This is a genomic window from Buttiauxella sp. AC142 (assembly GCF_979253435.1).
This window is the reverse complement of sequence record NZ_CEEDCH010000001.1, coordinates 2,146,873-2,170,189: the sequence shown is the minus strand read 5'-3', so window position 1 is coordinate 2,170,189 and position 23,317 is coordinate 2,146,873. Positions and strand designations below refer to the sequence as shown.

The following is a 23,317-nucleotide window of genomic DNA, read 5'->3' as shown; positions in this document are numbered from 1 at the left end:
TTTTATAAATTCACACGTAACCTAACTGCGTAAATAACGTTTTCAGGCTATTGAGAAGGACAGAGTGTTGCGCAAACGACCAGTTGGCATGGGCGATTTTCCATTGACCATCCGTCAGCCGATACACCTCGGTGCAGTTCCACAGCGGAATTTGATGTAATTCGTCATCATTTTTACTGCGAATGTGATTTTGCTGGTTGTAAGTCAGAATAGCGGTATTTGCCGATTCGTTGATGACGACATTAATATTTGACCATTCCGCCTTTTCTATCTGAACGCCTAAATAAGATTTATCGAAATACGCCCTCACTGCATTTTTATCAGTGAGCACGCCGGGTGTCATCGGGTCAACATACGTGACGTCATCATGGTAAATATCCAGATATCCGGAAACATCCCCTTTATTGAAACGCTCACTCGCTGCGCGTTCAATTTCTAATATCGTGCTGATAATCTGCTTATGTAGATGTTCCATTTACAAATCCCTGTATGATTTATTGCCACTCATCGTAATCTAAAAACAACTCAAATAAATGCCAGTTATTCACAGATCTTAATGAGCAAAACAAAATCAGAATTTGTTTAAAGCGTTTGCTTATAAGTTCTTAATATTAATGATCAAGATACAGATAGTGCATCCAGCTGGTCATCCGCAGCAGGACTTTACGCATCACCGAAACGTGAGTGAAGTGGTCAGAGTAAACGGCGACCTGCGCAAAAATCCCATCCGGTAGAGCATCGACTTGCTGGTTTGGCTCAAGCTCAATAACTGCGAGAACTCCGTCACTGCCGGGTGTGAGCGTTAATGACTGCAATGTTCCTTGTGCCTGGTAACTGCCGCCAGGCACCACCGGGAGAATTGAAGTGAGTTTTCCACGAAAAACCTGGCCGGGAAGAGCGTTAAACACCACTTCAGCTTCATCACCCGCCTCCAGGCGTAACAGGGAGTTTTGCCTGAACTGCGCAATTATTTGTCGTTTTTGTTGCGGTATAAACACCATCACCGGGCGTAATGGCAGGGCGGCTGCATAAGTGCCGGGGCGAATTAGCACTTGTGTTACGTACCCGTCGCTAGGGGCGCGAATCACTGTCTGGCTGAGATTATATTTGGCTTCAGCAAGCTGGGCGCGCAGGCTGACAATCTGCGATTGTTCGCCATTCACCATGCTGTCTAACTGGCTTTTAATTTGCGATTGTTCAGCAAGCGAACCTTTCACCAGCGCATCCTGAGCCAGGTAATTCTGCCGGGCATTATCAATATCGCTTTCAGAGAACGGGTTTACTCGCGCCTGACTGCCGCGCAAGTAACGTTGGTAATCTTTATATAATCTATCGCGCTCTGCGCTGACTCGCGTGGTATTCGCAATGGCTTCATCGAGTTCACCTTTAAGCGACTGGGTGCTGTGAATTGCCGTGGTTAAATCAGCCTGGAGTCTATCCACTCGCGTTTGGTAGCGGGTGGGATCTAATTTAAACAGCACTTCTCCTTTTTTAATCATCATATTTTGTTTATCAGTCACTTCACTCACCACACCGGTGACTTGCGGAGTAAGTGGAATAGAAATGACCGCTTTTTGCGCTAAATAAGTATAAGGATGGTTGTAGTTCATTAACAAAATAAGCGCGCCAATTAAAAATACGCCGCCGAGGGCAGCCGTTGGCACTGTCCATTTATTTACCGGTATTTTAAATATTTTGAAAATTGACCAGGCAATAGCAACATATGTCAGGATAATGAGCAAATCCATGATGTTACTCCGATGGCGGTATTATTTTATTGTCGCCTAACTTTTGCTCCAGCTCAGAAACCCTTTGCTGCAACGAAGCCAGTGTAGCGTCGGGGTTTTGTTGCATACCCCAACCTCTTTCAGGTCGGTAAAGAGTGGCCCAAATCCACAAAAACGGCCAGATAACATGCAGCGTAAACAAACTCACCCAGCCAGCCACATGAATAGCATCGGCATGGGGATGATTACGAGCTTTCGCAATAAGATATGGAATATCGTGAAGAATAATGATCCCGTAAAAAATAATCAGGAAAACGAAAATAAGCACTCCGAGCGCAAAATAGTTAAGAAACATAGCGGCCTCGATTCATAGAACGACGGTTCTTCATTAAAGATAGACGCTATAAAACCAGGCGGTAGGGAATTATAAAAAATCTTACTCGTTATCATTAAGTTCTCCCCATTAAGAGGGATGACACGTGCTTTTCCTTGATTGCTTTGAAGCCCAGCAGGGTCGCTAAAACTTGATCTGAGTCATAAAAAACGGCATATTTCGCAACATAATTTTTCAAAGCCCTTAATTATTCATGACTACTTATCAACATATGTTGGTTTTTTACGCTGTAATGTCGTTAATCACCGCTTTTATCACATGGTTTTTGGCTCGCGATACCAAACGCATTAAACTGTTAAGCTCTGTGCTGGTGGGCGCAACGTGGCCGATGAGTTTTCCAGTCGCGTTGATGTTTTCTCTTTTCTAAAACCCGTCATATACATGGCTTAGGGTTTAGCCGAACAGGTATTCCATGAACGACATAACATTTTTCCAACGCTTTGAGAGTGATATCGTTGCCGGGCGCAAAACCATTACGCTGCGCGATGTTTCGGAGTCGCACTTCATTCCAGGTCAACAGTTGTGCGTCGGGCGTTATGAAGATGACGTTTACTTTTGTACCATTGAAGTGGTGAGCGTGACCCCTGTAGCGCTTGAAAAGCTGACCGACGAGCACGCGCGTCAGGAAAATATGACGCTGCCGGAACTCAAAGAAGTGATTGGTGAAATTTACCCCGGTTTGACGGAGCTTTACGCGATTGTTTTTAGATTGCTGACAAAGAGCGATAAACGGATTTTGTAGGGTTTATAAGCGCTAGCGTCATCCACCTTTAGTGTGAATAGTGTCGGATGACGCTTTGCTTATCCGACCTATGAAGAGGTTGGCTGACTGGCCTTCTTCAACATCTGATACAACTCATCTTTTAGCCGCAACTTTTCTTTTTTCATCTGCACAACCTTTTCGTTGCATCCCGTTCCTTGCGGTCCTCCCTTGCGTAAAATCTCGTCGTCGAGTTGATTGTGCTTGTCAAACAAGCTGAGGAAACGCGGGTTAGCGGATTTTAGTTCGTTGATCAATTCACGGTACTCAGGAAACATGACATACCTCCTGGACTTGGGTGGGTGAATGGAATGTCGGTTGGCACTTGCTGCCATAGCCAGTGTAGGCACTCCTTAAGGCAAATTGAAAGCACCGCTTCGTAAGGGTTTGTCAATTTGCGACCCATCTTGTGAGTTCACTATTCTGATTATATTTTCGCCACTTTATACCTTGCATAAAAGCAAAAATTGACAACGACAATCTCATTATCGTGTGCTAAAACATATCTATGATATATCTTAAACACCGAAAAATGAGAATCCAATGACCTTACAAACCAAACCCAATCTCCCGCAGCGCGTAAAAAACGAACTCAAATTCCGCGAGCTAACCGTTAAAAATAAAGAAACTATTGCCGGCTGTTTTCACCGCATTGTGTTTACAAGCCCCGAGCTGGCTGGCTTTTCCTCACAGGGTTTTGATGACCACGTAAAAGTCTTCTTCCCACCTGAAAACGGTGACTTCGCACGTCCATCCGTGACTGACGACGGGATTGTCTGGGGGGAAGGCGCTCGCCCCATTTCCCGGGACTACACGCCGCTGCATTTTGATGCGACGCGTAATGAACTGACGCTGGATTTCTATATTCACGATGGTGGCGTTGCCAGCCTGTGGGCGGAAACCGCACAAGCAGGTGATACGCTGCTGATTGGCGGGCCAAGAGGTTCGCTGGTTATTCCCGTTGATTACGCTTTCCAGCTTTATGTTTGTGATGAAAGTGGCTTGCCTGCGGTGCGCCGTCGATTGGCTTCGCTGGCGCAGCACATTTCCCCGCGGGTGCTGGTTAACAGCCACCACCCGGATACTCACGATTATCTCAGTGAGTTTGAACACGCACATATCGAGTGGCTTGGTACCGAATCTATCGCCAGACGCATCAGCGAACTTGAATTCCCATCCAGCGACTATTTCATCTGGATAACCGGTGAAGGGCGCGATGTGAAACAACTGAGCGATGAACTGCTGGAAAACCGAGGGCTGGACGGGGATTACGTCCGCGCTGTGGCTTACTGGCATAACAAATAAGGATACCAATATGAGAATCCATCATCTTCACCACGGCTTTTGTGCCAGACATGAACGCCACGAAAGACACGGCCTGCACGGCGGTCACCACGAACACGGCGGCATGGAAGGCAAAGCACGCATGCGCCGCGAACGTCTGTTTGATGCCAGCGACATTCGTTTGCTGATCCTGCATTTCCTTTCAGGTAACTCAGCCCACGGTTACGAGCTGATTAAGTCCATCGAAGCGACGGCCAAAGGTGAATACGTACCAAGCCCTGGGATTATCTACCCGAACCTTTCGTTACTTGAAGAGATGGGATTTATCGCTGCGGTGCAGGGCGATAGCAGTAAAAAAGCCTGGATGTTAACCGAAGAGGGCCAGGCTGAACTCGCGCAACAACAGGAACATCTTGGGCATATCATTGCGAAGCTCGAATCGTTAGGCGTGCTGGGTGACAACCGCCGTTTACCTGAGATTCAGCGCGCGATTCATAACTTCAAAATGGCGCTCAATACCAAACTTGGCCAGAGCGATTTACCCAAAGAGACGCTGTATAAAATCATAGATACCCTGGATCAGGCCGCGAAAGATATCGAGCGGAGTTAATTTCGTCCATTCTCGACAATGAAGCATAAAGATTCGCCCAAATCTGCCGAAACTATATGCTTCTGTTGCCATGAGAATAAAAAAGCATGTTAAATCGTATAAAAGTTGTTACCAGCCTACTATTTGTGCTGGGTTTATTTGGAATTTTACAAATGACGTCCGGCGGGTTGTTCTTCAACGCGCTGAAAAACGACAAAGAAAACTTCACTGTGCTGCAAACGATTCGCCAGCAACAGTCGACGCTCAACGGTAGCTGGGTGGCGTTATTGCAAACCCGCAACACGCTTAACCGTGCCGGCATCCGTCATATGATGGACACCAACAATATCGGCAGTGGTGCGACGGTCAATGAGCTGATGCTGATTGCCAGCCAGTCGCTCAAGCAGGCCGAAAAAGAGTGGGCCGCGTATGAAGTGCTGCCACGCGATCCGCGGCAGAGCGAAGAGTCCATCAATGAAATCAAGCGTAACTATGCGATTTATCATGGTGCGCTGGCCGAGCTGATTCAGTTGCTGGGCGCGGGTAAAATTAATGAATTCTTCGACCAGCCGACGCAGAAGTATCAGGACGGGTTTGAGAAAGAGTACGTAAACTATCTGCAACAAAACGACCATTTGTATCAGGAAGCGGTTGACGACAATAACCAGTCTTATTCACAGGCCATCTGGATCCTGGTTGTCATTCTGGCGCTGGTTGTCGCGGCCATTGTCACCGTGTGGTTGGGTATCAAGAAAACGCTTATCGAACCGCTTCATCGCTTGATTGATAACATCCGCCACATTGCGGATGGCGATTTGGTGCACACCATTGATGTGCATGGCACCAATGAAATGGGCCAGTTGGCGGCAAGTCTGCGACACATGCAGTCAGAGCTTGTGAGCACCGTTAGCGAAGTTCGTAACGGCGCACATGCGATTTATAGCGGTGCCAGCGAAATCTCTATCGGTAATAACGACCTGTCTTCCCGTACCGAGCAACAAGCCGCTTCGCTTGAAGAGACGGCTGCCAGCATGGAACAGCTGACCGCGACCGTTAAGCAGAACGCCGAAAACGCCCGCCAGGCAAGCCAGTTGGCGTTGAGCGCGTCAGAAACCGCGCAGAAGGGCGGAAAAGTGGTGGATAACGTGGTGCGTACCATGAATGACATCGCTGGCAGCTCGAAGAAAATTGCCGACATTACCAGTGTGATTGATGGTATCGCTTTCCAGACCAATATCCTGGCGCTGAACGCCGCTGTTGAAGCAGCGCGTGCCGGTGAACAAGGCCGAGGTTTTGCGGTGGTGGCGGGTGAAGTGCGCAACCTGGCGCAACGCAGCGCGCAAGCGGCGAAAGAGATCAAAGGCCTGATTGAAGATTCCGTCAATAAAGTGGATACCGGTTCAACGCTGGTTGAAAGCGCGGGCGAAACCATGGGTGAAATCGTCAATGCGGTCACGCGGGTGACGGATATCATGGGCGAAATCGCATCGGCATCGGATGAGCAAAGCCGGGGTATCGACCAGGTCGGTCTGGCGGTGTCTGAGATGGACCGCGTAACCCAGCAAAACGCCGCCCTTGTTGAGGAATCTGCTGCCGCTGCTTCTGCACTGGAAGATCAGGCGAGCCGTTTGACTCAGGCTGTTGCCGTGTTCCGTATTGGTCAGGAAGCCAAAAAGGAGTCCCGTCAGGTTGAGCCAAAACTGACTGTCGCTCCGGTGATGAATCGTAAAGCCGCTGTCAGCGATTCAAACGAGAACTGGGAAACCTTCTGATTTTCGTGATGTAAATGTCATTGGTGGATGACGCATTCGCTTATCCACCTTACAAATTTGAAATCGTCGGTCGGGTAAGCGTAGCGTCACCCGACTCTTTTTCACCCTTCAGTTTCACAACGGTGCTTCATCCAGGCGCATCAACCTGTCCAGCCGCTGATGGTAACAACGCAGCGTGGCGTCAATCGCTTCGGGTGGCATAAACGAATCACGATATACCGCTTCCACAATGCGGCTCTCTTTTTGCAAATCACTCAATAACTTCACGATAAGTTTGTCGGTCAATCCTATCGCAAGGCCGAGTTCCCGGAAATCCATACCAAGATATTCACCATATGCAGTTTTAAAACCTGGTGCTAACTCGCGGTCGCCTTCCTCGCAACTCAGTAACGGCAGCGCCATAAACCCTGAGCTAAAAATGGCCGGATAGGGCGCAACCGAGACAAAATCATAAACCGGCGATAGCGTCGGCTCGCCGATGCGCGGGTGTATCAGCCCGAAATTGCGCAGATGCATATCGTTATTGCCCAGCAGATACGCGTAAGCAATGCGCCGGAACAGGTCGATTTTAAAGGCGAGGTTGCTGTTCACATGTTGGGTCAGAAACTCGGCTAATTGCTGATAGCTGACGTTCTGTTTGCCGTCACTGCCGGTTTTACCGTACTTTTCGCCGACATTCATCGCCGCATCCAGTTGCTCCTGGTGGATCGCGGCCCCAGTTTGAATGTCTCTGTCAAAGCGGCGGATCACAAAGGCCAGTTCTGGCGTGGTTTGGTTGTCTTCACGCGCAAAACTCACCAGCCCATGAGGCGGCACGTCAAATCCCAGCCGCGACATAAGCGTCATGGTGGCGTGTTCGTTTTCCGCCAGATAGGGGAATTCTGCCGGAGACGGTTTAAGAATGTATTCGCCCTGGTGTTCGACCACGGCAAATTCACCGTCGCGCACCACCATTTGCAGTTTAGGCTGATAGCCGGAGATGCTCATTCCGCGCTGGGCTTTGGGCAATTCATGAATAAATTCATTGCGCGTAAAACTTAGCTGCGGGTTCACTTTGCCAGAGCCAGTCAGGTGCTTCAGCCCTTTGGTTGAATAGCCGGACTCCTGCTCTTTAGCCTGCACCAGCGGCGTCAAAAGAATATGGCAACGCATCGTTAATCCTCCTGCATGCTGACCAGTTGCACCGCACCAATCAGGTTTTTACCGTTATCGATAAGCATCCCGAGAAGGTCATGCTCGTCGTGCTGCTGTAATTGGCTGTAGCGCATTTTCAGCCAGCCTTCCGGTGCCAGCGAGGCAAAAAAGGGTGGCAGTGTCGGGCTTTGAAAATGACCCACACGCACCGGTAAACTGAGCGACAGCGGCGGGCCGATATAATCTGCGCGATAGTTAAACTCAAAACCGCCGTCATCCTGGCGCAGCTCTCCCACCGGCTCACCGTATAACCAGACCTCTACACGGCGGCGCATAATTTCACACCCAGCGCATCGGCCACGCGTAATACCGTGCCAAATTTGACCTGTTCCGGATCTTTAAACAGGCGTTTGAGCGTGGATGCCGATACGCCGGTTTGCAGCTCAAGTGTTGCCAGGTCGATGTCGAGTTCTTTGCGGCGCTGGTTGAGTTGCACCCCGAGTTGGGCTGATTCGCTAATGACGTGTTCGCTTACCGCCAGGTCTGATTCTTGTGCCCGCAGGATCACCGCTTTTTTAACGTCATTCAATAATTCGCCCATAGCATGCAGTTTGTCTGCAAGCGTGGTGGTGTCGTAGTTCATATCTGACCCCAATCGTATTTTTTATTTTATAAATGGTTATTTATGACCCATGAAAACAGAAATGTATCATAAATGGTCTTTTTGTTCTCAATTAAATCAAATTGGGTCAATTAAGGTCTTTTCAGACATTAGCAGGTCATAAAAAGTCTTATCACTATTTTTAATTTTAAATATAGACCATATATGAGCTTGAAGGCGGGGTATAAAACGGCTTATCCAGATTTTGGATAACCAAATGTAAATTAATTGTTTCACTCAGGTAACGCGAATCCCTATTAATGAAGGCATGTTAATCAACACGAGTTTGTTGCATGTCTTATCGAATCAGTTTGTTGGATAAAATCCCGGTCGCACAGGATGACACGCCTGCTGAGGCTTTGAAGCACACGTTGCATCTGGCACAACAGGCCGAAACCTGGGGCTATCACCGCTTCTGGATTGCCGAGCACCATAACACCACCCGGCTGGCAAGCCCTTCGCCGGAATTGCTTATTGCATGGATCATCGGGCAAACAAATCGTATTCGTGTCGGTTCCGGCGGGGTGATGTTGCAACACTACAGCCCGTATAAAGTGGCCGAAAACTTCAACTTACTGGCGAACCTGGCGCCGGGACGCATTGATCTCGGTGTTGGTAAAGCGCCTGGCGGTTTACCGCTTTCGACCAAAGCGTTGCAGCGCGGCGTGCAGGATAAAGCCTCATTTGCCGATCAACTCGCCCAGCTTGATAACTGGCTTTCTTTGCCTGCCGCGCAAGATGACGAAGAAACCCTGCGTGCCACGCCGGTTCCCGCTCGTAGCGCCGACCGATTCTTGTTAGGTGCCAGTCTTGAAAGTGCGACGCTTGCCGCAAACCTGAACTGGAATTTTGTCTACGCCGCCCATCTGAATGGCGACAAAGCCCTGATGCGCGAAGTGTTGAGTTCATGGCGCAGCCGCAGTTCGCTCGACACGATAGTCGCGGTGCAGGTAATAGTCGCTGCTGACGCTGAAAAAGCGGATCAACTGGCCAGTCTTGTTGAGATCTGGAGTGTTGAGCTGGAAAACAGCCAGCGCGTCAGTGTGGCCAGTGAAGTGCAGGCCCACGCTTTTGCTCGCCAGGCCGGGAGTGCCATCAAAAAAATCGAACGCCGGGAACCTTCACTGCTAAAAGGCACCGCGGAGACGGTTCACGCCGGGCTTGCAGCATTAAGCAAAGAATTTGGTATCGACGAATTTATTATTGATACTCCGATTGCCGACCCAATTGCTCGTCTTCAATCGCTGCGTTTGTTAGCTGGCGTTCAACCTGCCATATCGCACCTCGATTTTGCTGCACAGCATGATGCCTGGTAAGGGGACGCAGATGACATTTGGACAACAGCTTATCGACTGGCGGCGTGAACTCCACCAGAACCCGGAGCTTTCGGGGGAAGAGGTGGCAACAACCGCGCGGATACGCCACTGGCTGGAATCTGCTGGCATACGGTTATTGCCTTACTCACTGGCGACCGGCGTGGTGGCAGAAATCGGGCAGGGCGAGAAGGTGATCGCGCTGCGTGCGGATATTGACGCGCTGCCGATTCAGGAAACCAGCGGCGTTGCGTTCAGTTCACATAATGAAGGGGTGATGCACGCTTGCGGGCATGACGTTCACAGTAGCGTGATCCTCGGTGCCGCATTGTTACTTAAAGCGCGTGAATCGCAACTGGCCGGGCGCGTGCGCCTGTTATTCCAACCCGCGGAAGAAAACTTTACCGGCGCGAAAGCGTTGATTAAAGCCGGGGCGCTGGAAAACGTGACCGCGATTTTCGGCATGCACAATGAACCGGGTTTACCGGTAGGCACCTTTGCCACCCGAGGCGGCGCGTTTTACGCCAACGTTGACCGTTTTGTTTTGCGGGTGCAGGGCAAAGGTGCGCACGCGGCCCGTCCACATCAGGGGAATGATGCCATTGTGCTCGCCAGCCAGTTGGTGATTGCCCTGCAAACCATTGCCAGCCGCAATATCGACACGCTGGAGTCAGTGGTCGTCAGCGTCACACGCATTCAGGGAGGGAATACCTGGAATGTGTTGCCTGAACACGTCGAACTCGAAGGAACCGTGCGTACCCATAACGCCGATGTTCAACGTCACGTTGAGAAACGAATCAGTGAGATTGCAGCCGGTTTAGCCAGTGCATTTGGCGCACACATAGAAGTGGAATGGTTTAACGGGCCAATAACATTGCTCAACGATGAACAATGGGCGGCTTTTGCGATGCAGGTCGCACAAGATTTTGGATATCAGACCCAAACCTCTGAACTGCATATGGGCGGCGAGGACTTCGCGGTTTATTTGCAAAACATTCCCGGCGCATTTGTCAGCATTGGCAGCGCCAGCGCATACGGTTTACACCATTCGGCATTTAATCCGGATGAAGCATTAATAGAAGATGCAGCAAGATATTTCGCCACACTTGCTGAACAGGCGCTACTGGTCAATTAACTATTTGGAGAATCACCATGTCAAGCAACAGACAATTACGCCTGGGCACCATATTACATGGCGCGTCCGGGAATATGTCGGCCTGGCGTCACCCGGCAGCTATTGCGGATGCCAGTATTAATTTTGAGTTTGTCAAAGAGACAGCATTAAAAGCCGAAGCCGGGAAGCTGGATTTTTTATTTGTCGCGGACGGTTTATATATTAACGAAAAATCTATTCCGCATTTTCTGAATAGATTCGAGCCGCTCACGGTGCTGTCGGCATTAGCCAGCGTGACCACACATTTAGGGCTGGTCGGTACGCTGTCCACCTCTTACAGCGAACCTTTTACCGTCGCACGCCAGTTCGCAAGCCTGGACCATTTAAGCAAAGGCCGCGCGGGCTGGAACGTGGTGACTTCGCCGCTGGAAGGTTCGGCGAAGAACTTCTCTCGTGAGAAACACCCGGAACACGCGCTGCGTTATCGCATTGCGGATGAATATCTCGATGTGGTGAAAGGGCTGTGGGATTCCTGGGAAGAAGATGCGTTTATTCGTGATAAAGAAAGCGGGCAGTTTTTTGATGCGAATAAATTACACACCTTAAATCATCACGGCGATTTCTTTAAAGTGGCAGGGCCGCTGAATATTTCTCGCACCCCACAAGGTCGCCCAATTGTATTTCAGGCAGGGGCTTCTGATGATGGTAAAAAATTAGCCGCGCGCCATGCAGATGCTATTTTCACCCATCATGAACCCCTTGAAGAAGCGCAGCATTTTTATCGTGACGTGAAAGGCCAACTGGCAAATCACGGGCGCTCGACTGAGGATCTGCATATCTTCCAGGGTGTGAGCGTGATTGTCGGTAAAGATGCCGCCGACGTTGAAAACCAATATCAAACCACCGCCGCGCTGGTTTCTATTAATGATGCTCTGAATTACCTCGGTCGCTATTTTGAACATCACGATTTCAGCCAGTATCCGCTGGATGAAGCGTTCCCGGATATCGGGGATTTGGGGCAGAACAGTTTCCGTAGCACCACGGATGAAATCAAACGTAATGCCCGCGAGCGCAATCTGACATTACGCCAGGTGGCGCTGGAAGCGGCATCGCCTCGTCCGCGCTTTTCAGGCACCGCGCAACAGGTGGCAGACGGATTACAACAGTGGTTTGAGAGCCACGCCGCAGACGGTTTTATCATTCAGGGCGGCACGCCGGACACCTTCCCACGCTTTGTGGATGAAGTGGTTCCGGTCCTGCAAGCCCGCAGGTTGTTCCGCACCGAATATCCGGGTACCACGCTGCGTGAAAGCCTCGGGCTGGCGAGTCCGGTTAATCAATATTTGTGAAATCGTCATCCGACAAAAACATCAAAATAATAAAGAGAACCTGTTATGAACAAAACATCGCTAATTCTGGCTATCGCTCTGGCACTGTCATCGGCACAAACCTTCGCACAGGAGGTCACGATCAACGGCACTGGCGTCAGCCTGGAAGCCAATAAAACGCCGGTTAATACCGCCGTGAATCCGGCTGCGGTGGCACAACTGCCTAAAGACTATCGCTTTGCGGTGCCGGGGAAATTTACCGTGGCGGTTGCGGCACTCAATTCGCCACCGCTGACGGTGTTTGCCGAAGACAACAAAACGCTGCTGGGCAGTGAAGTGGATATTGCCCGCCTGGTGGCAGACAGCTTAGGGCTTGAGCTTAACGTGGTGCCAACCTCCTGGGAGGACTGGCCGCTGGGCGTGACATCAGGGAAATACGATGCGGCAATCAGCAATATTACCGTCACCAAAGATCGCAAACAGAAATTCGATTTTGCAACTTACCGTAAAGACTCGCTCGGGTTCTACGTGAAAGCCAATAGCCCGATTAAGAAGATTGAGAAAGCAGAAGATATTGCCGGGCTGCGCATTATCGTCGGCTCAGGCACCAACCAGGAATCTATTTTGCTGGCGTGGAACGCAGAGAACCTGAAAAAAGGACTTAAACCTTTCACGCCGGTTTACACCAAAGACGATGCCGCACAAACCCTCGCGTTGCAGTCTGGTCGCGCCGATGCCTTCTTTGGACCGAACGTAACCGGTGCCTGGAAAGCGGCGTTGACCCAGAAAACACAATTAGTCGGCGTGGTGGATGGCGGCTGGCCGAAAGCGGCGCATATCGCCGTCACGCTCAAGAAAGGCAGTGGCCTGGTTGATCCGGTACAAACCGCACTTAACGGCGTCATCAAGAATGGCGATTACAACAAAGTGCTGAACCGCTGGGGAGAAGGCGTCGAGCAAATCCCGGCATCTGAAATCAACCCGGCAGGCCTTGGCGATTAAGGAGACGAACATGAGCGAACAATTTCGTGATGTTTCCCCGGAAGCACCAGAACTCCAGCCTATTATCGCCGGGCTGTTTGGCGAATATGAAGCGCGTTACGGGGACTACTTTTCCCGTGATGCGGAAGTGGAATTAACCGAATGGTATCTGGCGCCTCAAGGGTTGTTCATCGTGCTTGAACGTGACGGCGAGATTATCGCTACCGGCGCGTATAAGCCTTTCGATGAAGTTACCGCCGAGATAAAACGTATCTGGACGCATCCCGAATTACGTCAGCAAGGGCTTGCCCAGCGCATGATGCGGGAGCTGGAAAACAGGGCGCTGCTTGCCGGTTACAGCCATCTTTATCTCACCACCGGCTTTCGCCAGCCGGAAGCGGTGAAGCTGTATCTGAGCCTTGATTACCAACCGCAGTTTGATATCTACCGCGACCGGGAAGAATACAGCGTGGCTCCTTTCGACGGGCGCTTACGGTTTACCAAACAGCTAACCGTTGCGCAGCTGAAAACGGCCTGAGGAATCATCATGACAACACCTTCAAATACACCTTCAAACACCCCATCAACTATCAAAGTGGTTCCGGCGCGTTATCCGTGGCGCACTTTCGGGGCGATTGTCGCCCTGTTTGTGTTGGCGATTGTGGTTCAGTCGGTGGCGTTTAACCCGCGCTGGGAATGGAGCGTGTTTGCCCGCTGGTTCTTTGATCCGGTGATTCTGGAAGGGCTGGCGCAAACATTGCTGCTGACGCTGATTGGCACCGCGCTGAGTGTCGTATTTGGGGGATTGCTGGCGCTGGCCAGGCTCTCATCGTCATGGCTATTGAATAGTCTGGCGTGGGGTTATATCTGGCTGTTTCGCTCACTGCCGCTGATTGTGGTGCTGATCATCCTCTATAACTTCTCCTATTTGTACGACACGCTTTCGATTGGTATTCCGTTCACCCAAATCAGTTGGGGAAGCTATCAGACCATTAACGTGCTCGGCCAGTTTTCAACGGCGGTTGTTGGGCTGACGTTAGTGCAAAGCGCGTATACGGCGGAGATTATTCGCGGCGGGTTTCTCGGCGTCGATCACGGGCAATATGAAGCAGCTGCGGCGTTAGGGCTTCCGGCATGGCGACGTACGGTGCGCATTATTCTGCCGCAGGCGTTACGGACCATTTTGCCTTCCGGTTTCAATGAAATTATCAGCCTCGCGAAAGGGACGGCGATGGTTTATGTGCTGGCAATGCCGGAGTTGTTCTACACCATTCAGATGATTTACAACCGCACCCAGGAAGTGATCCCGCTGCTGATGGTCGGCGCGGTCTGGTATCTGGTTATCACAAGCGTACTGTCGTTGATTCAGCATCTGGTCGAACGTTGGCTGGCGCGCAGTGAACGCCGCTCGGCTATCAATCAACAAAGTCCGGCCCGCCTGGCACCACGCCAGCCCGTACGGCAAACTCAGGAGGCCGCCCATGCTCCAGTCCCATAATCCAACCGGCCATATTTCGATTACTGGCGTCAGTAAATATTTTGGCCGCCATAAAGCGCTGGATAATATTTCTCTCGAGCTGGAACCGGGTTCAGTCACGGTGATCCTTGGGCCGTCAGGTTCCGGTAAATCCACCTTATTGCGGGCCATTAACCACCTGGAACGTGTTGATGAAGGTTTTATCCAGATTGACGGCGATTACATAGGCTACCGTCAGTCCGGGGACAAACTGTATGAGCTGAAAGAAAAAGAGATCCTGCGCCAGCGCGTCAACGTTGGTTACGTATTCCAGAACTTCAATTTGTTCCCGCATCTCACGGTGCTGGAAAACCTGATTGAAGCGCCGATTGCCCATAAGCAACTCAATCGCAAAGCGGCGGTTGAACAGGCGTATCAACTGCTGGATGTGGTGGGGCTGCGTAATAAAGCGGACGCCTGGTCACGGCATCTTTCCGGCGGGCAGCAGCAACGTATCGCCATTGCCCGCGCTCTGGCGCTGCGCCCGCGCGTGATGTTGTTTGATGAGCCCACCTCGGCGCTTGACCCTGAACTGGTGGGCGAAGTGTTGGACGTCATCAAAAAGCTCGCACGTTCCGGTACTACGCTGGTGGTCGTGACCCATGAAATCGGTTTTGCCCGGGAAGTGGCGGATAACGTGGTGTTTATGGTGGATGGCAAAATTGTTGAGCAAGGTAGCAGCGACGAAGTGCTTAACCATCCGCAACATTCGCGAACGCGTCAGTTTTTATCGAAAGTTCTTTAAGGAGCAGGCATGAAATTTGTCCCACTGGCGCTGATTGTTTTGAGTACCGCGAGCTTTGCTCAGGGAAGTCTTGATCTGAAGGCGAATGAACAGCCGATCCATACGGCTAAAGATCCGATTGCTATCGGTAAAATTCCGCAGAACTATCAATTTGTTGAACCGGGAACGCTGACGGTGGCAATTTCCGCCCTCAATTCGCCACCGCTCGCGATGCTGGCGAGTGATAACCGCACCAGGATCGGCAGTGATCCTGATATCGCCCGCTTGCTGGCCGAGAGCCTCGGGCTAAAACTCAAACTGGTGCCGACCGCCTGGGAAGACTGGCCGCTTGGGATTACGTCCGGGCGATATGATGTTGCCCTGGTGAATATCGCGGTGACAGAGCAGCGTAAAACGAAGTTTGATTTTGCGACCTATCGCGTAGATTCCCTGGCGTTTTCGGTGAAATCAGACAGTCCGATTCAAAAAATTGCAGGCCCGGAAGATGTTGCCGGGTTACGGATTATTTTGGGTTCTGGCACGAATCAGGAAAAGATCCTGTTAGGTTGGAATGAGCAAAATGAACGTGAAGGTCGCAAACCGGCCCAGCCGATTTACCTGACGGATGACGCTTCCGGCAACCTGTATATTCAGGCTGGCCGGGCAGATGCAACGTTTGGCCCGCAAAGTGTGGCCGCCTATAAAGCGGCGTTAACCGGGAAAACACGCGTTGTGGGGCTTGGGCCTAAAAAAGCGTATGTTGCCACCACCACCAAAAAAGGTAACGGGCTGGTTTATGCCTTACAAGCCGCGCTTGATGGTGCGGTGAAACGGGGCGAATATCAGCAGGTTCTCGACCGTTGGGGAGAAAAGGGCGAAGAAGTCGCGGCGTCTGAGGTGAATCCACCGGGCATTACTTATCCTTGATTAACGCTTAACAACGAGCAAAACCTGCTCGATAAAGCCATAAATATCTTCCAGCGCCTGATCTCTGGCCAGCGGGGCGCTGCCGATAATCAGTTGATCCGAGTACCCGTTCAGCAACGCACCAAGCTGGCGGGTCACTCGCCAGACATCGGTCTGGCGAAATTCGCCGCTTTCAATGCCTGCGCGAATGATATTCGCCAACAACGCATCCCACTTTTCAGTCAGAGTTAGCGCAAAGTCGGCATACACCTTGTTATGCACCGCGAGACGCCACAACGAGCCATACAGCTCCCAAACTGCGTCGGCGCGGTCAGGCAAATAATCTTCGATAAAAATCTTCAAACCCTGCTCAGGCGGCAGCGCGCAAGACTTTTGGCTAAAAGTTTCCAGCTCTGCATACATGAAACGCGAAAATGCTTCGAGACACAGCGTCTGCCAGTCGGGGAAATAGTGATAAATATGACTGCGTGCGATGCCGACTTGCTCGGTTAATTCACGCGTGGTGACTTTTTCCACCCCTTTTTCAGTGAACAGCACGATCGCGGCATCGAGAATATTCTCTTTCAGAACAGATGCTTTTTCTTTCATCACAGTACCCCGGTTGACTTTGAGCAAGTGCTCAAATAGACTCTTTTCATTCTTTGAGCAACCGCTCAAGAATAACAACTAAAGAAATTAAAGTCATGGAAACCTCACAAGCCGCGCAGCTTCAGCCTTCACGCGGTGCATTAAAAACCATCAAAAAACTCGCAAAACTCCACAGTAAAAAATTAGTCATTACTCTGATGCTGGTGGTCGCCGAAAACATCATTTACCTCCTTTACCCGCTGATGGCCGGTTTTGCCATTAACGCCATTATCAAAGGCCAGCCGCTTCATGCATTGCTGTATGCGCTGGTGGTCTTTGTGATGTGGGCGATTGGCGCGGCACGCCGCAGCATGGACACCCGCACCTTTGCCAGAATTTATGCAGAACTGGCCGTGCCGGTGATTGTGGCGCAGCGTAAAGATGCGCATAGCCATTCAACTATCGCCGCACGTGTGACGTTGTCACGTGAATTCGTCAACTTCTTCGAGACACACCTGCCGCTGCTGATTACTTCCGTGGCATCAATAATCGGTGCCGTGGTGATGCTGCTGACGATAGAGTTCTGGGCCGGGGTGGCGTGTCTGGCGGTGCTGATTTTCTTCTCGCTGTTTCTACCGAGCTATACGCGCAAAAACGAAATGCTGTATGAAAAGCTCAATGACAGACTGGAGAAAGAGGTCGGGTTCGTGGGCACAGCCAGTGAAAATACGCTAAACAAGCATTACGACTTTTTAGCCCGCGTGCGTATTCGCCTGTCTGACCGTGAAGCATTCGGTTATTTATCAATAGGTATTGCCGCAGCGTTCCTGTTTGCCACGACCATCTTTCTGATGACCGCGAAAGGCGTCGGGAACGCCGGGCATATTTATTCCGTCATGACGTACATGTGGATGTTCGCCATGAGTCTTGATGACGGCCCATCTCTGCTGGAAAAATACTCCCAGCTTAAAGAGATAGGCAAACGGGTGAATACCGGACTGGTGTAATTAACCGACTTCCGGTAATGCGCCGCTGGCGATCAGCGCCTGAATCACAATCACGGCGATACCGCAGGCGAACACCAGAATCAGCAACGGTTTACCGCCAGCCACACGGTAAACCGTTTCCGTTTGTAGCTGGCGGCTTTTCCAGACCAGCAAGGACGGGATAATCAGCGCCAGAATCGCCAGCGCCACACCGGCATAACCGAGCGCCATGACAAAGCCTTGCGGATAGAACAGCGCGAAAACCAGCGGTGGCACAAAGGTCATCAGCCCGGTTTGTATGCGCCCGGACGCCTTGCGATTGCGGTTAAACAGGTCGCCCAGGTAATCAAACAGCCCCAACGAAACCCCAAGGAACGACGTCGCCAGTGCCAGATCGGCAAACAGATGCACCGCCAGTTCGACGTGCGGCGAGGCCACCACTTCACGCACCGCCTGCAACAAGCCATTCAGCCCTGAATGGCTGGCTAACAGCCCGCTGAATACACCCGAGTCAATCGCGCCCAGTGTGGCGATTTGCCAGAAGATATAGGCGACTAACGGAATGGCGCTGCCGATGATAAACACCCAGCGCAGTTTGCGCAGGTTGCCATCGAGATAACTGACAATACTCGGCACGCTGCCGTGGAAACCAAACGAGGTGAAGATCACCGGAATCGCCGAAAGCGCGAGGCCTTTCTCGAGCGGCAACGTCAGCAAATTAGTATGGTGGATGTGCGGCATCATCAGCGCCAGCATCACCACTAACATGACTATTTTTGCGCTGAACAACACGCGGTTAAACATATCCACCATGTGCGTGCCGATACAGACAATCCCTCCGGCAACAATCGTGAACAGCAAAACCCCGCTCGTCACTGAAATATCGGTAGAAAACCACTGGCTAAGGCTTGCCGATAATAGCTCCCCCGCGCCGCTGATATATGCCGCCGTCAGGGCATACATCAGGAACAACATGCTAAAGCCGGTCAGCCATTGCCCTGGTTTCCCCAGGTAGCGGCGGGCAAGGGTGCCAAGCCCGGTGTCGGCGGATACATGTTGATAAACTTCCACCAACAGCAGCGCGGTGTAACACATCAACCCCCACAGGCCGACCAGTAAAAGCAATGTGACGCCAAAACCTACGCCCGCAGAAGCCAGCGGCATTGCCAACATTCCTGCGCCAATGGTGGTTCCGGCGACGATAAAGATACTGCCAAGAGTGCGATTCTTCACGCTTCCCTCTGAATTTACGCTTGTAATAACGAGATTATGCCGCGCAGGGTAAGGGATTGTGGTGAGGTCGTCAAATGAGGGTTACAGAGTGTGTAATTTTATATTTACGATCTTGCTCGTTGTTCATATTATTCAGAACGGTAGTCATTATGAGGCGTTGTTTATTGTACCTGGAAGATTCTCGGACAATTTTAGTTAAGGAAAGAATCAAATAGACACCCCTACCATTATTAGTACTTATCCTATTGATTGCTTGACGTTTTATTCATCATTAGCGACATTATCCCGTCTTAAATTATTGAGTGTAAGCAAGTATCTTTCAGATGCTTGCGTCTTTTTTGCGCTCACAAAATAAAAAACACACAGTTGATATAAAAGGATTTGCGCGAATGAAAACTAAAAACTTATTTCTCTCTGCCTCTGTTTTAGCCGCGTTACTGCTCAGTGGATGTGCTAGCGTCCCTTTGGCTCCAGAGCAAGAATCGATTAATGCCAAAACATTCCCCGCTCCAGAGCAAAATAAAGCTGGACTATATATTTATCGCGATAGCTTTGCGGGTAAATCACTTAAAAAAGATGTGTATGTCGATGGTAAATGCGTGGGTGAAACTGCGGACAGAACGTTCTTCTATACACAAGTAACAGGTAATCAGACTCACAAGATTTCTACTGAGTCCGAATTCTCGCCAAATGATCTGTCGTTATTCATGCAAGCAGGTAAAAACTACTTCATCAGACAATATATAAAGATGGGGGCATTTGTCGGTGGTGCAGGTTTGAGCGAATCTTCAGAAACCGAAGGTAAGCGCGTAGTTTCCAAACCAGAAGTGAAGATGGCTCAACAAGGCCATTGCGATAACTAAGTCGATACCTTATAAAACGCTGTCTCAGCCATAACTGAGACAGCGTTAGCTTCCCATCAGCGGCACAACGCTGGAAGATGGCGAGCAAGGCGAATTACTGTTTAACACGTTGACCAAAGAAGCGCTGCCGGCGATTTGCGTGAGCGATTTGCGCCAGGCTGCGAATCAGTAACAACTACTGGGCTTTGGTGAGCGTTTTACCAGCAAAACGTCGCCAGTTATCTGGATGATGCGCAACGGAATCATGCGGAGCTGATTAGCGGCAATAGTGGGCCAACCGGTGAGGGATATTACGTGACGCCAACGCTTGTGGTGAACCCGGCGGCGGAACTACGTCTTAATCATGAAGAGGTGTTTGGCCCGGAGGTCAATCTGGTGCGGGTCTTTGCATACGCTATTAATTAATCACCCCGGGTCCTTCCGGGGTGAATTTATACCAGGCGTATTCTTAATGGTAGTGGTGGTGATGCCAACCGTGGTGACGACCACCATCGTGATATATACATCCTGAAAGACTCATAACAATTACTATACTGCTGATAATCAATGCAAATTTCTTCATGTGTTCATGCCGCTTTTCACTGTGAATATTGCATTTGATTATCGGTCTATATAAATCCGGAACAACCAGAATAAACTCAAATTTCCGGCCTTCACATTTTCCTCAATATTGCTCAATTATTATCCTGGGCAATACCATCAATATATTCCTCTATATTAATGGTATTGCGTTAACCGTTATTCCAGCGATGTTTAATGTAACTGACCGCTTCCTGCGTTTGTGGTTGGTTGAGATAATTCTCGCGGAACAAAATTGTGCCGTTGATGTTGGGAAGAGACTCATTTAAATCGAGTTGTTTTTTCAGTTCAGGCACACCGCCATTGACCGTCCAGTCTGGTTCATTTTTTGATGACTCACCGACTTTATAAAACGCCACGCCAATATAAAGACGAGTGTTGGTCGGTTTCACCACATCAGCCCACCATTTTGCCAGCACATCATAACGCGCGGCTTTACGTGAGAATGGCCAGTAGACCTGCGGGGCGATGTAATCCAGCAGCCCTTTTTGCACCCAAAGACGCGTATCGGCATAGGCTTCATCATAAGCCGCAGCACCAGAGGTTTCGGAACCAGCCGGATCGTGTGAGCGGTTGCGCCAGACGCCAGCAGGGCTTACCCCAAATTCGACGTTGGGATTTAACTGTTTGATAGTCCGAGAAACTTGTTCAATTAACAGCTGCGTATTGTGCCTGCGCCAGTCAGCTTTAGACGCGAAACCCTGACCATATTTCTGGAAAGTCTGGCTGTCATTGAGCGTCGCCCCTGGCGATTCAGTATAGAAATAGTCATCAAACTGAACACCATCAACAGGATAGCGCTTAACAACTTCAGCAACGACACTGGTTATCCAGTCCCTGGCTTCAGGGATGCCAGGGTCCACGACATAGCGATCGCTTGCCGTGCGAATCCAGTCGCGATGCAGCACAAATACGCTTGGCGGCTGGTTTGATAAGGTGTTGTTGAGTTCCGCGACGGTTGAGGCTTTGGTGTTCGTCGAAACACGATAAGGGTTAAACCACGCATGGACTTTCATGCCGCGCTTGTGCGCTTCATCAAGCATAAATTGCAGCGGGTCGTAGCCGGGATCTTCGCCAATTTTGCCGGTTAATGTGTCTGACCACGGCAAAATCTGTGATGGCCACAGCGCTGTGCCATCCGGTTTCACCTGGAAAAATACCGTATTGACCCCGAGGGTTTTAAGCTTATCGAGCTTGTCGGTTAACGCTTTTTGTTGCTGGCTGATTCGGTTTGCAGGACTGGCATTCACGGAGGCGACAGGCGGCCAGTCAAGACGTGAAACGGTTGCCAGCCAGACGCCACGCATCGGTTCTTTATTAAGCTGAGATTTCCCCGGTAAGGGCTGTTTTGCTACCGGGGGAAAAGGCGTAACCAAAGACTGCGGCGGTTTCGATGAACAACCTGCAAGTAAAAGAGCAAACGCAACGAGCGTTCCTGTTCGTTTAACCGTTAACTTCATCGTATCCAGGCTCTTTTAAGGCGTTAATAATGCATGGCCTGCAAGATTATCAGTAAATATAGAGGGTGTCAGTATTCCTTAAACGCCAGCTCCAGGCGGGCGATCAATGGCTTGAACAAGTAACTCAAGAATGTTCGTTCCCCGGTTTTTATCGTTACGCTCGCTGGCATACCGGCTTTAATTTTGTAATCGCCAAGCAATTGTACGCCTTCTCGTGAAACCTGGACTTCTGCGAGGTAGTAGGGTTGTTGTGTGACTTCATCCATTAAACGGTCAGCCGAAATAGTCAGGACGCGAGCCGGAACCGACGGTAACAAAGCATGGTTGAGGGCAGGGAATAACACATCCACTATTAGTCCTGGCGCCATTTTATCAATCGCATGTACCGGGATTTTGGCATCTATTTGCAGAGGTTGCCCGGCGGCGACAATATCCATTAAATGTTCACCCGGCTGGATAATTCCGCCGACGGTACTGACTTTAACATCCAGAACAATGCCATTAATCGGCGAGCGGATCTCAGTGTTATCCAGTTCATGCCGTGTCGATACCAATTCATCTTCCAACATCGCGACTTCTTTTTGTTTATCCGATAACTCGGACTCAACTTCGCGCAGGTATTGATGACGTACTTGATAGGCTTTGATCTTTAGCTCGTTTTGCTGGGATTTTAGTTTGGCAATATTCAGAATATCTTCGGAAACACTACTGGATATTTCAGCCGCTTCACGTTCAAGCACCAGTAATTGTGCTTTTGGGTAGTAGTTTTTTTCACTGAGCGCCCTGATGGCACCCAGTTCGCGGCTGATCAGTGTGAATTGGTGATCGCGGAATCCTTTTATTTTATTCAGGTTTTCGGTTTGCCCCACCAGGCCATCGAGTGTTTCCTGAATCATTGATAATTCGTCCTGGATGGTTTTCCGGCGCGTATCGAATAGCTTTTCCTGGAGATTTCTTGCATCTGCCAGGCGTTTATTATTGGCGAACTGTTTTGTCAGGCTCGCATCGAAAGCGATAGTTTCCAGACCATCTCTTTCCGCCAGCAAACGGTCTTCATTGCTTTTGGCTGAGATATATTGCGCGTTTAAGGCACTGAAACGCATGTCGAGTTGCATTTTGTCCAGGCGCACTAATATCTGATTTTTTTGGACCGCATCTCCCTCTTTAATAAAGATGTCGGTCACTCGACCACCGCTCAGGTGTTGGATTGTTTTACGGTTGCTTGAAACGGTGACGGTGCCGTCAGCCACCACACCAGCGTCCAGCGGTGCCTGTACCGCCCACAATAAGAACCCTCCAACGCCTATGACTATCACAATAATCCCGCGCAGAATCGGGGGCCAAATTTGAGTATCCACGCTGCCGGAACCGTCTGTTTCAGGGTTATTTTTGTTCTTTTTCATTT

At 50.3% G+C, this 23,317-nt stretch carries 24 protein-coding genes and 3 pseudogenes; 16 read left to right on the top strand and 11 right to left on the bottom strand.

Annotation, left to right across the window (positions count from 1 at the left end):
• Positions 1 to 10 precede the first annotated feature (10 nt).
• The 3 genes from AC0IWZ_RS09930 to AC0IWZ_RS09920 all read right to left on the bottom strand — a co-directional run bounded on the left by AC0IWZ_RS09930 (position 11) and on the right by AC0IWZ_RS09920 (position 2,082).
• Positions 11 to 475, bottom strand: a complete 465-nt coding sequence (locus AC0IWZ_RS09930) for a YybH family protein (protein WP_471677431.1) — start codon at positions 473 to 475, stop codon at positions 11 to 13.
• 136 nt (positions 476 to 611) lie between these two features.
• Entirely contained in the window at positions 612 to 1,748 is a 1,137-nt protein-coding gene (locus AC0IWZ_RS09925) for an HlyD family secretion protein (protein ID WP_034495479.1), read from the bottom strand.
• Positions 1,749 to 1,752: 4 nt separating this feature from the next.
• Positions 1,753 to 2,082 carry a DUF3302 domain-containing protein gene (locus AC0IWZ_RS09920; protein WP_034495476.1) on the bottom strand — a complete coding sequence of 110 codons (330 nt, stop codon included), beginning with the start codon at positions 2,080 to 2,082 and terminating at the stop codon, positions 1,753 to 1,755.
• A 232-nt stretch (positions 2,083 to 2,314) separates the two neighbouring features.
• Here AC0IWZ_RS09920 and AC0IWZ_RS09915 point away from each other — a divergent pair, with 232 nt between their 5' ends.
• Positions 2,315 to 2,488: a GhoT/OrtT family toxin gene (locus tag AC0IWZ_RS09915; RefSeq protein WP_072011164.1), complete on the top strand. Its 174-nt coding sequence runs from the start codon at positions 2,315 to 2,317 to the stop codon at positions 2,486 to 2,488.
• 45 nt (positions 2,489 to 2,533) lie between these two features.
• Positions 2,534 to 2,863, top strand: a complete 330-nt coding sequence (gene yqfB, locus AC0IWZ_RS09910; protein WP_471677432.1) for a N(4)-acetylcytidine aminohydrolase — start codon at positions 2,534 to 2,536, stop codon at positions 2,861 to 2,863.
• A gap of 68 nt (positions 2,864 to 2,931) precedes the next feature.
• Here the strand turns inward: yqfB and AC0IWZ_RS09905 are convergent, their stop codons facing one another.
• Positions 2,932 to 3,159 (bottom strand): YdcH family protein, encoded by a 228-nt coding sequence (locus tag AC0IWZ_RS09905; RefSeq protein WP_034495470.1) that lies wholly within the window; start codon positions 3,157 to 3,159, stop codon positions 2,932 to 2,934.
• Positions 3,160 to 3,424: 265 nt separating this feature from the next.
• On the opposite strand from AC0IWZ_RS09905, the gene AC0IWZ_RS09900 reads away from it, so the two are divergent.
• The 3 genes from AC0IWZ_RS09900 to tsr all read left to right on the top strand — a co-directional run bounded on the left by AC0IWZ_RS09900 (position 3,425) and on the right by tsr (position 6,526).
• The gene (locus AC0IWZ_RS09900; protein WP_471677433.1) at positions 3,425 to 4,186 is read left to right on the top strand and encodes a siderophore-interacting protein; all 762 of its coding nucleotides are present in this window, start codon (positions 3,425 to 3,427) and stop codon (positions 4,184 to 4,186) included.
• Between the two features lie 10 nt (positions 4,187 to 4,196).
• Positions 4,197 to 4,775: a PadR family transcriptional regulator gene (locus AC0IWZ_RS09895; protein WP_081908397.1), complete on the top strand. Its 579-nt coding sequence runs from the start codon at positions 4,197 to 4,199 to the stop codon at positions 4,773 to 4,775.
• An 86-nt stretch (positions 4,776 to 4,861) separates the two neighbouring features.
• Entirely contained in the window at positions 4,862 to 6,526 is a 1,665-nt protein-coding gene (tsr, locus tag AC0IWZ_RS09890) for a methyl-accepting chemotaxis protein (protein WP_034495465.1), read from the top strand.
• Positions 6,527 to 6,640: 114 nt separating this feature from the next.
• On the opposite strand, the gene AC0IWZ_RS09885 is transcribed toward tsr, so the two are convergent.
• The 3 genes from AC0IWZ_RS09885 to AC0IWZ_RS09875 are packed head-to-tail and all read right to left on the bottom strand — an operon-like array spanning position 6,641 to position 8,303.
• Positions 6,641 to 7,678, bottom strand: a complete 1,038-nt coding sequence (locus tag AC0IWZ_RS09885) for a type II toxin-antitoxin system HipA family toxin (protein WP_410372833.1) — start codon at positions 7,676 to 7,678, stop codon at positions 6,641 to 6,643.
• A 2-nt stretch (positions 7,679 to 7,680) separates the two neighbouring features.
• On the bottom strand, positions 7,681 to 7,995 hold the full coding sequence (locus AC0IWZ_RS09880) for a HipA N-terminal domain-containing protein (RefSeq protein ID WP_471677434.1): 315 nt from the start codon (positions 7,993 to 7,995) through the stop codon (positions 7,681 to 7,683).
• A complete protein-coding gene (locus AC0IWZ_RS09875; RefSeq protein WP_259267087.1) occupies positions 7,980 to 8,303 on the bottom strand; it encodes a helix-turn-helix domain-containing protein in 324 nt (107 codons plus the stop codon). The genes AC0IWZ_RS09880 and AC0IWZ_RS09875 overlap by 16 nt, the downstream gene beginning before the upstream one ends.
• Positions 8,304 to 8,614: 311 nt before the next feature.
• Here AC0IWZ_RS09875 and AC0IWZ_RS09870 point away from each other — a divergent pair, with 311 nt between their 5' ends.
• The 7 genes and pseudogenes from AC0IWZ_RS09870 to AC0IWZ_RS09840 all read left to right on the top strand — a co-directional run bounded on the left by AC0IWZ_RS09870 (position 8,615) and on the right by AC0IWZ_RS09840 (position 16,224).
• On the top strand, positions 8,615 to 9,637 hold the full coding sequence (locus tag AC0IWZ_RS09870) for an MsnO8 family LLM class oxidoreductase (protein ID WP_471677435.1): 1,023 nt from the start codon (positions 8,615 to 8,617) through the stop codon (positions 9,635 to 9,637).
• A gap of 10 nt (positions 9,638 to 9,647) precedes the next feature.
• Entirely contained in the window at positions 9,648 to 10,769 is a 1,122-nt protein-coding gene (locus AC0IWZ_RS09865; RefSeq protein WP_471677436.1) for an amidohydrolase, read from the top strand.
• 17 nt (positions 10,770 to 10,786) lie between these two features.
• A pseudogene (locus AC0IWZ_RS09860) lies at positions 10,787 to 13,078 on the top strand (NtaA/DmoA family FMN-dependent monooxygenase).
• A gap of 10 nt (positions 13,079 to 13,088) precedes the next feature.
• Complete coding sequence (locus AC0IWZ_RS09855) at positions 13,089 to 13,595, top strand: GNAT family N-acetyltransferase (RefSeq protein WP_410372829.1); 507 nt, start codon at positions 13,089 to 13,091, stop codon at positions 13,593 to 13,595.
• Positions 13,596 to 13,604: 9 nt separating this feature from the next.
• The gene (locus AC0IWZ_RS09850) at positions 13,605 to 14,555 is read left to right on the top strand and encodes an amino acid ABC transporter permease (protein WP_471677437.1); all 951 of its coding nucleotides are present in this window, start codon (positions 13,605 to 13,607) and stop codon (positions 14,553 to 14,555) included.
• On the top strand, positions 14,539 to 15,318 hold the full coding sequence (locus AC0IWZ_RS09845; RefSeq protein ID WP_034495446.1) for an amino acid ABC transporter ATP-binding protein: 780 nt from the start codon (positions 14,539 to 14,541) through the stop codon (positions 15,316 to 15,318). The genes AC0IWZ_RS09850 and AC0IWZ_RS09845 overlap by 17 nt, the downstream gene beginning before the upstream one ends.
• Positions 15,319 to 15,327: 9 nt before the next feature.
• Positions 15,328 to 16,224, top strand: coding sequence for an ABC transporter substrate-binding protein (locus AC0IWZ_RS09840; protein WP_471677438.1), 897 nt, complete (start codon positions 15,328 to 15,330; stop codon positions 16,222 to 16,224).
• Here the strand turns inward: AC0IWZ_RS09840 and AC0IWZ_RS09835 are convergent, their stop codons facing one another.
• The gene (locus AC0IWZ_RS09835) at positions 16,225 to 16,812 is read right to left on the bottom strand and encodes a TetR/AcrR family transcriptional regulator (RefSeq protein ID WP_471677439.1); all 588 of its coding nucleotides are present in this window, start codon (positions 16,810 to 16,812) and stop codon (positions 16,225 to 16,227) included.
• Positions 16,813 to 16,907: 95 nt separating this feature from the next.
• Here AC0IWZ_RS09835 and AC0IWZ_RS09830 point away from each other — a divergent pair, with 95 nt between their 5' ends.
• A complete protein-coding gene (locus AC0IWZ_RS09830; RefSeq protein ID WP_471677440.1) occupies positions 16,908 to 17,798 on the top strand; it encodes an ABC transporter six-transmembrane domain-containing protein in 891 nt (296 codons plus the stop codon).
• On the opposite strand, the gene tyrP is transcribed toward AC0IWZ_RS09830, so the two are convergent.
• Positions 17,799 to 19,010 carry a tyrosine transporter TyrP gene (gene tyrP / locus AC0IWZ_RS09825; protein ID WP_471677441.1) on the bottom strand — a complete coding sequence of 404 codons (1,212 nt, stop codon included), beginning with the start codon at positions 19,008 to 19,010 and terminating at the stop codon, positions 17,799 to 17,801.
• A 389-nt stretch (positions 19,011 to 19,399) separates the two neighbouring features.
• On the opposite strand from tyrP, the gene AC0IWZ_RS09820 reads away from it, so the two are divergent.
• The 3 genes and pseudogenes from AC0IWZ_RS09820 to AC0IWZ_RS09810 form a co-directional block, all read left to right on the top strand.
• Positions 19,400 to 19,873: a DUF2846 domain-containing protein gene (locus AC0IWZ_RS09820; RefSeq protein WP_034495433.1), complete on the top strand. Its 474-nt coding sequence runs from the start codon at positions 19,400 to 19,402 to the stop codon at positions 19,871 to 19,873.
• A 52-nt stretch (positions 19,874 to 19,925) separates the two neighbouring features.
• A pseudogene (locus AC0IWZ_RS09815) lies at positions 19,926 to 20,009 on the top strand (CoF synthetase); the annotation flags it as partial.
• 74 nt (positions 20,010 to 20,083) lie between these two features.
• Positions 20,084 to 20,257 (top strand): annotated as a pseudogene (locus AC0IWZ_RS09810) (aldehyde dehydrogenase family protein); the annotation flags it as partial.
• Positions 20,258 to 20,604: 347 nt separating this feature from the next.
• Here AC0IWZ_RS09810 and AC0IWZ_RS09805 read toward each other — a convergent pair.
• Both AC0IWZ_RS09805 and AC0IWZ_RS09800 read right to left on the bottom strand, forming a co-directional pair.
• A complete protein-coding gene (locus tag AC0IWZ_RS09805) occupies positions 20,605 to 21,912 on the bottom strand; it encodes a glycoside hydrolase family 10-like protein (RefSeq protein ID WP_034495385.1) in 1,308 nt (435 codons plus the stop codon).
• Between the two features lie 68 nt (positions 21,913 to 21,980).
• A complete protein-coding gene (locus AC0IWZ_RS09800) occupies positions 21,981 to 23,315 on the bottom strand; it encodes an HlyD family type I secretion periplasmic adaptor subunit (protein WP_034495382.1) in 1,335 nt (444 codons plus the stop codon).
• Positions 23,316 to 23,317: the final 2 nt, after the last annotated feature.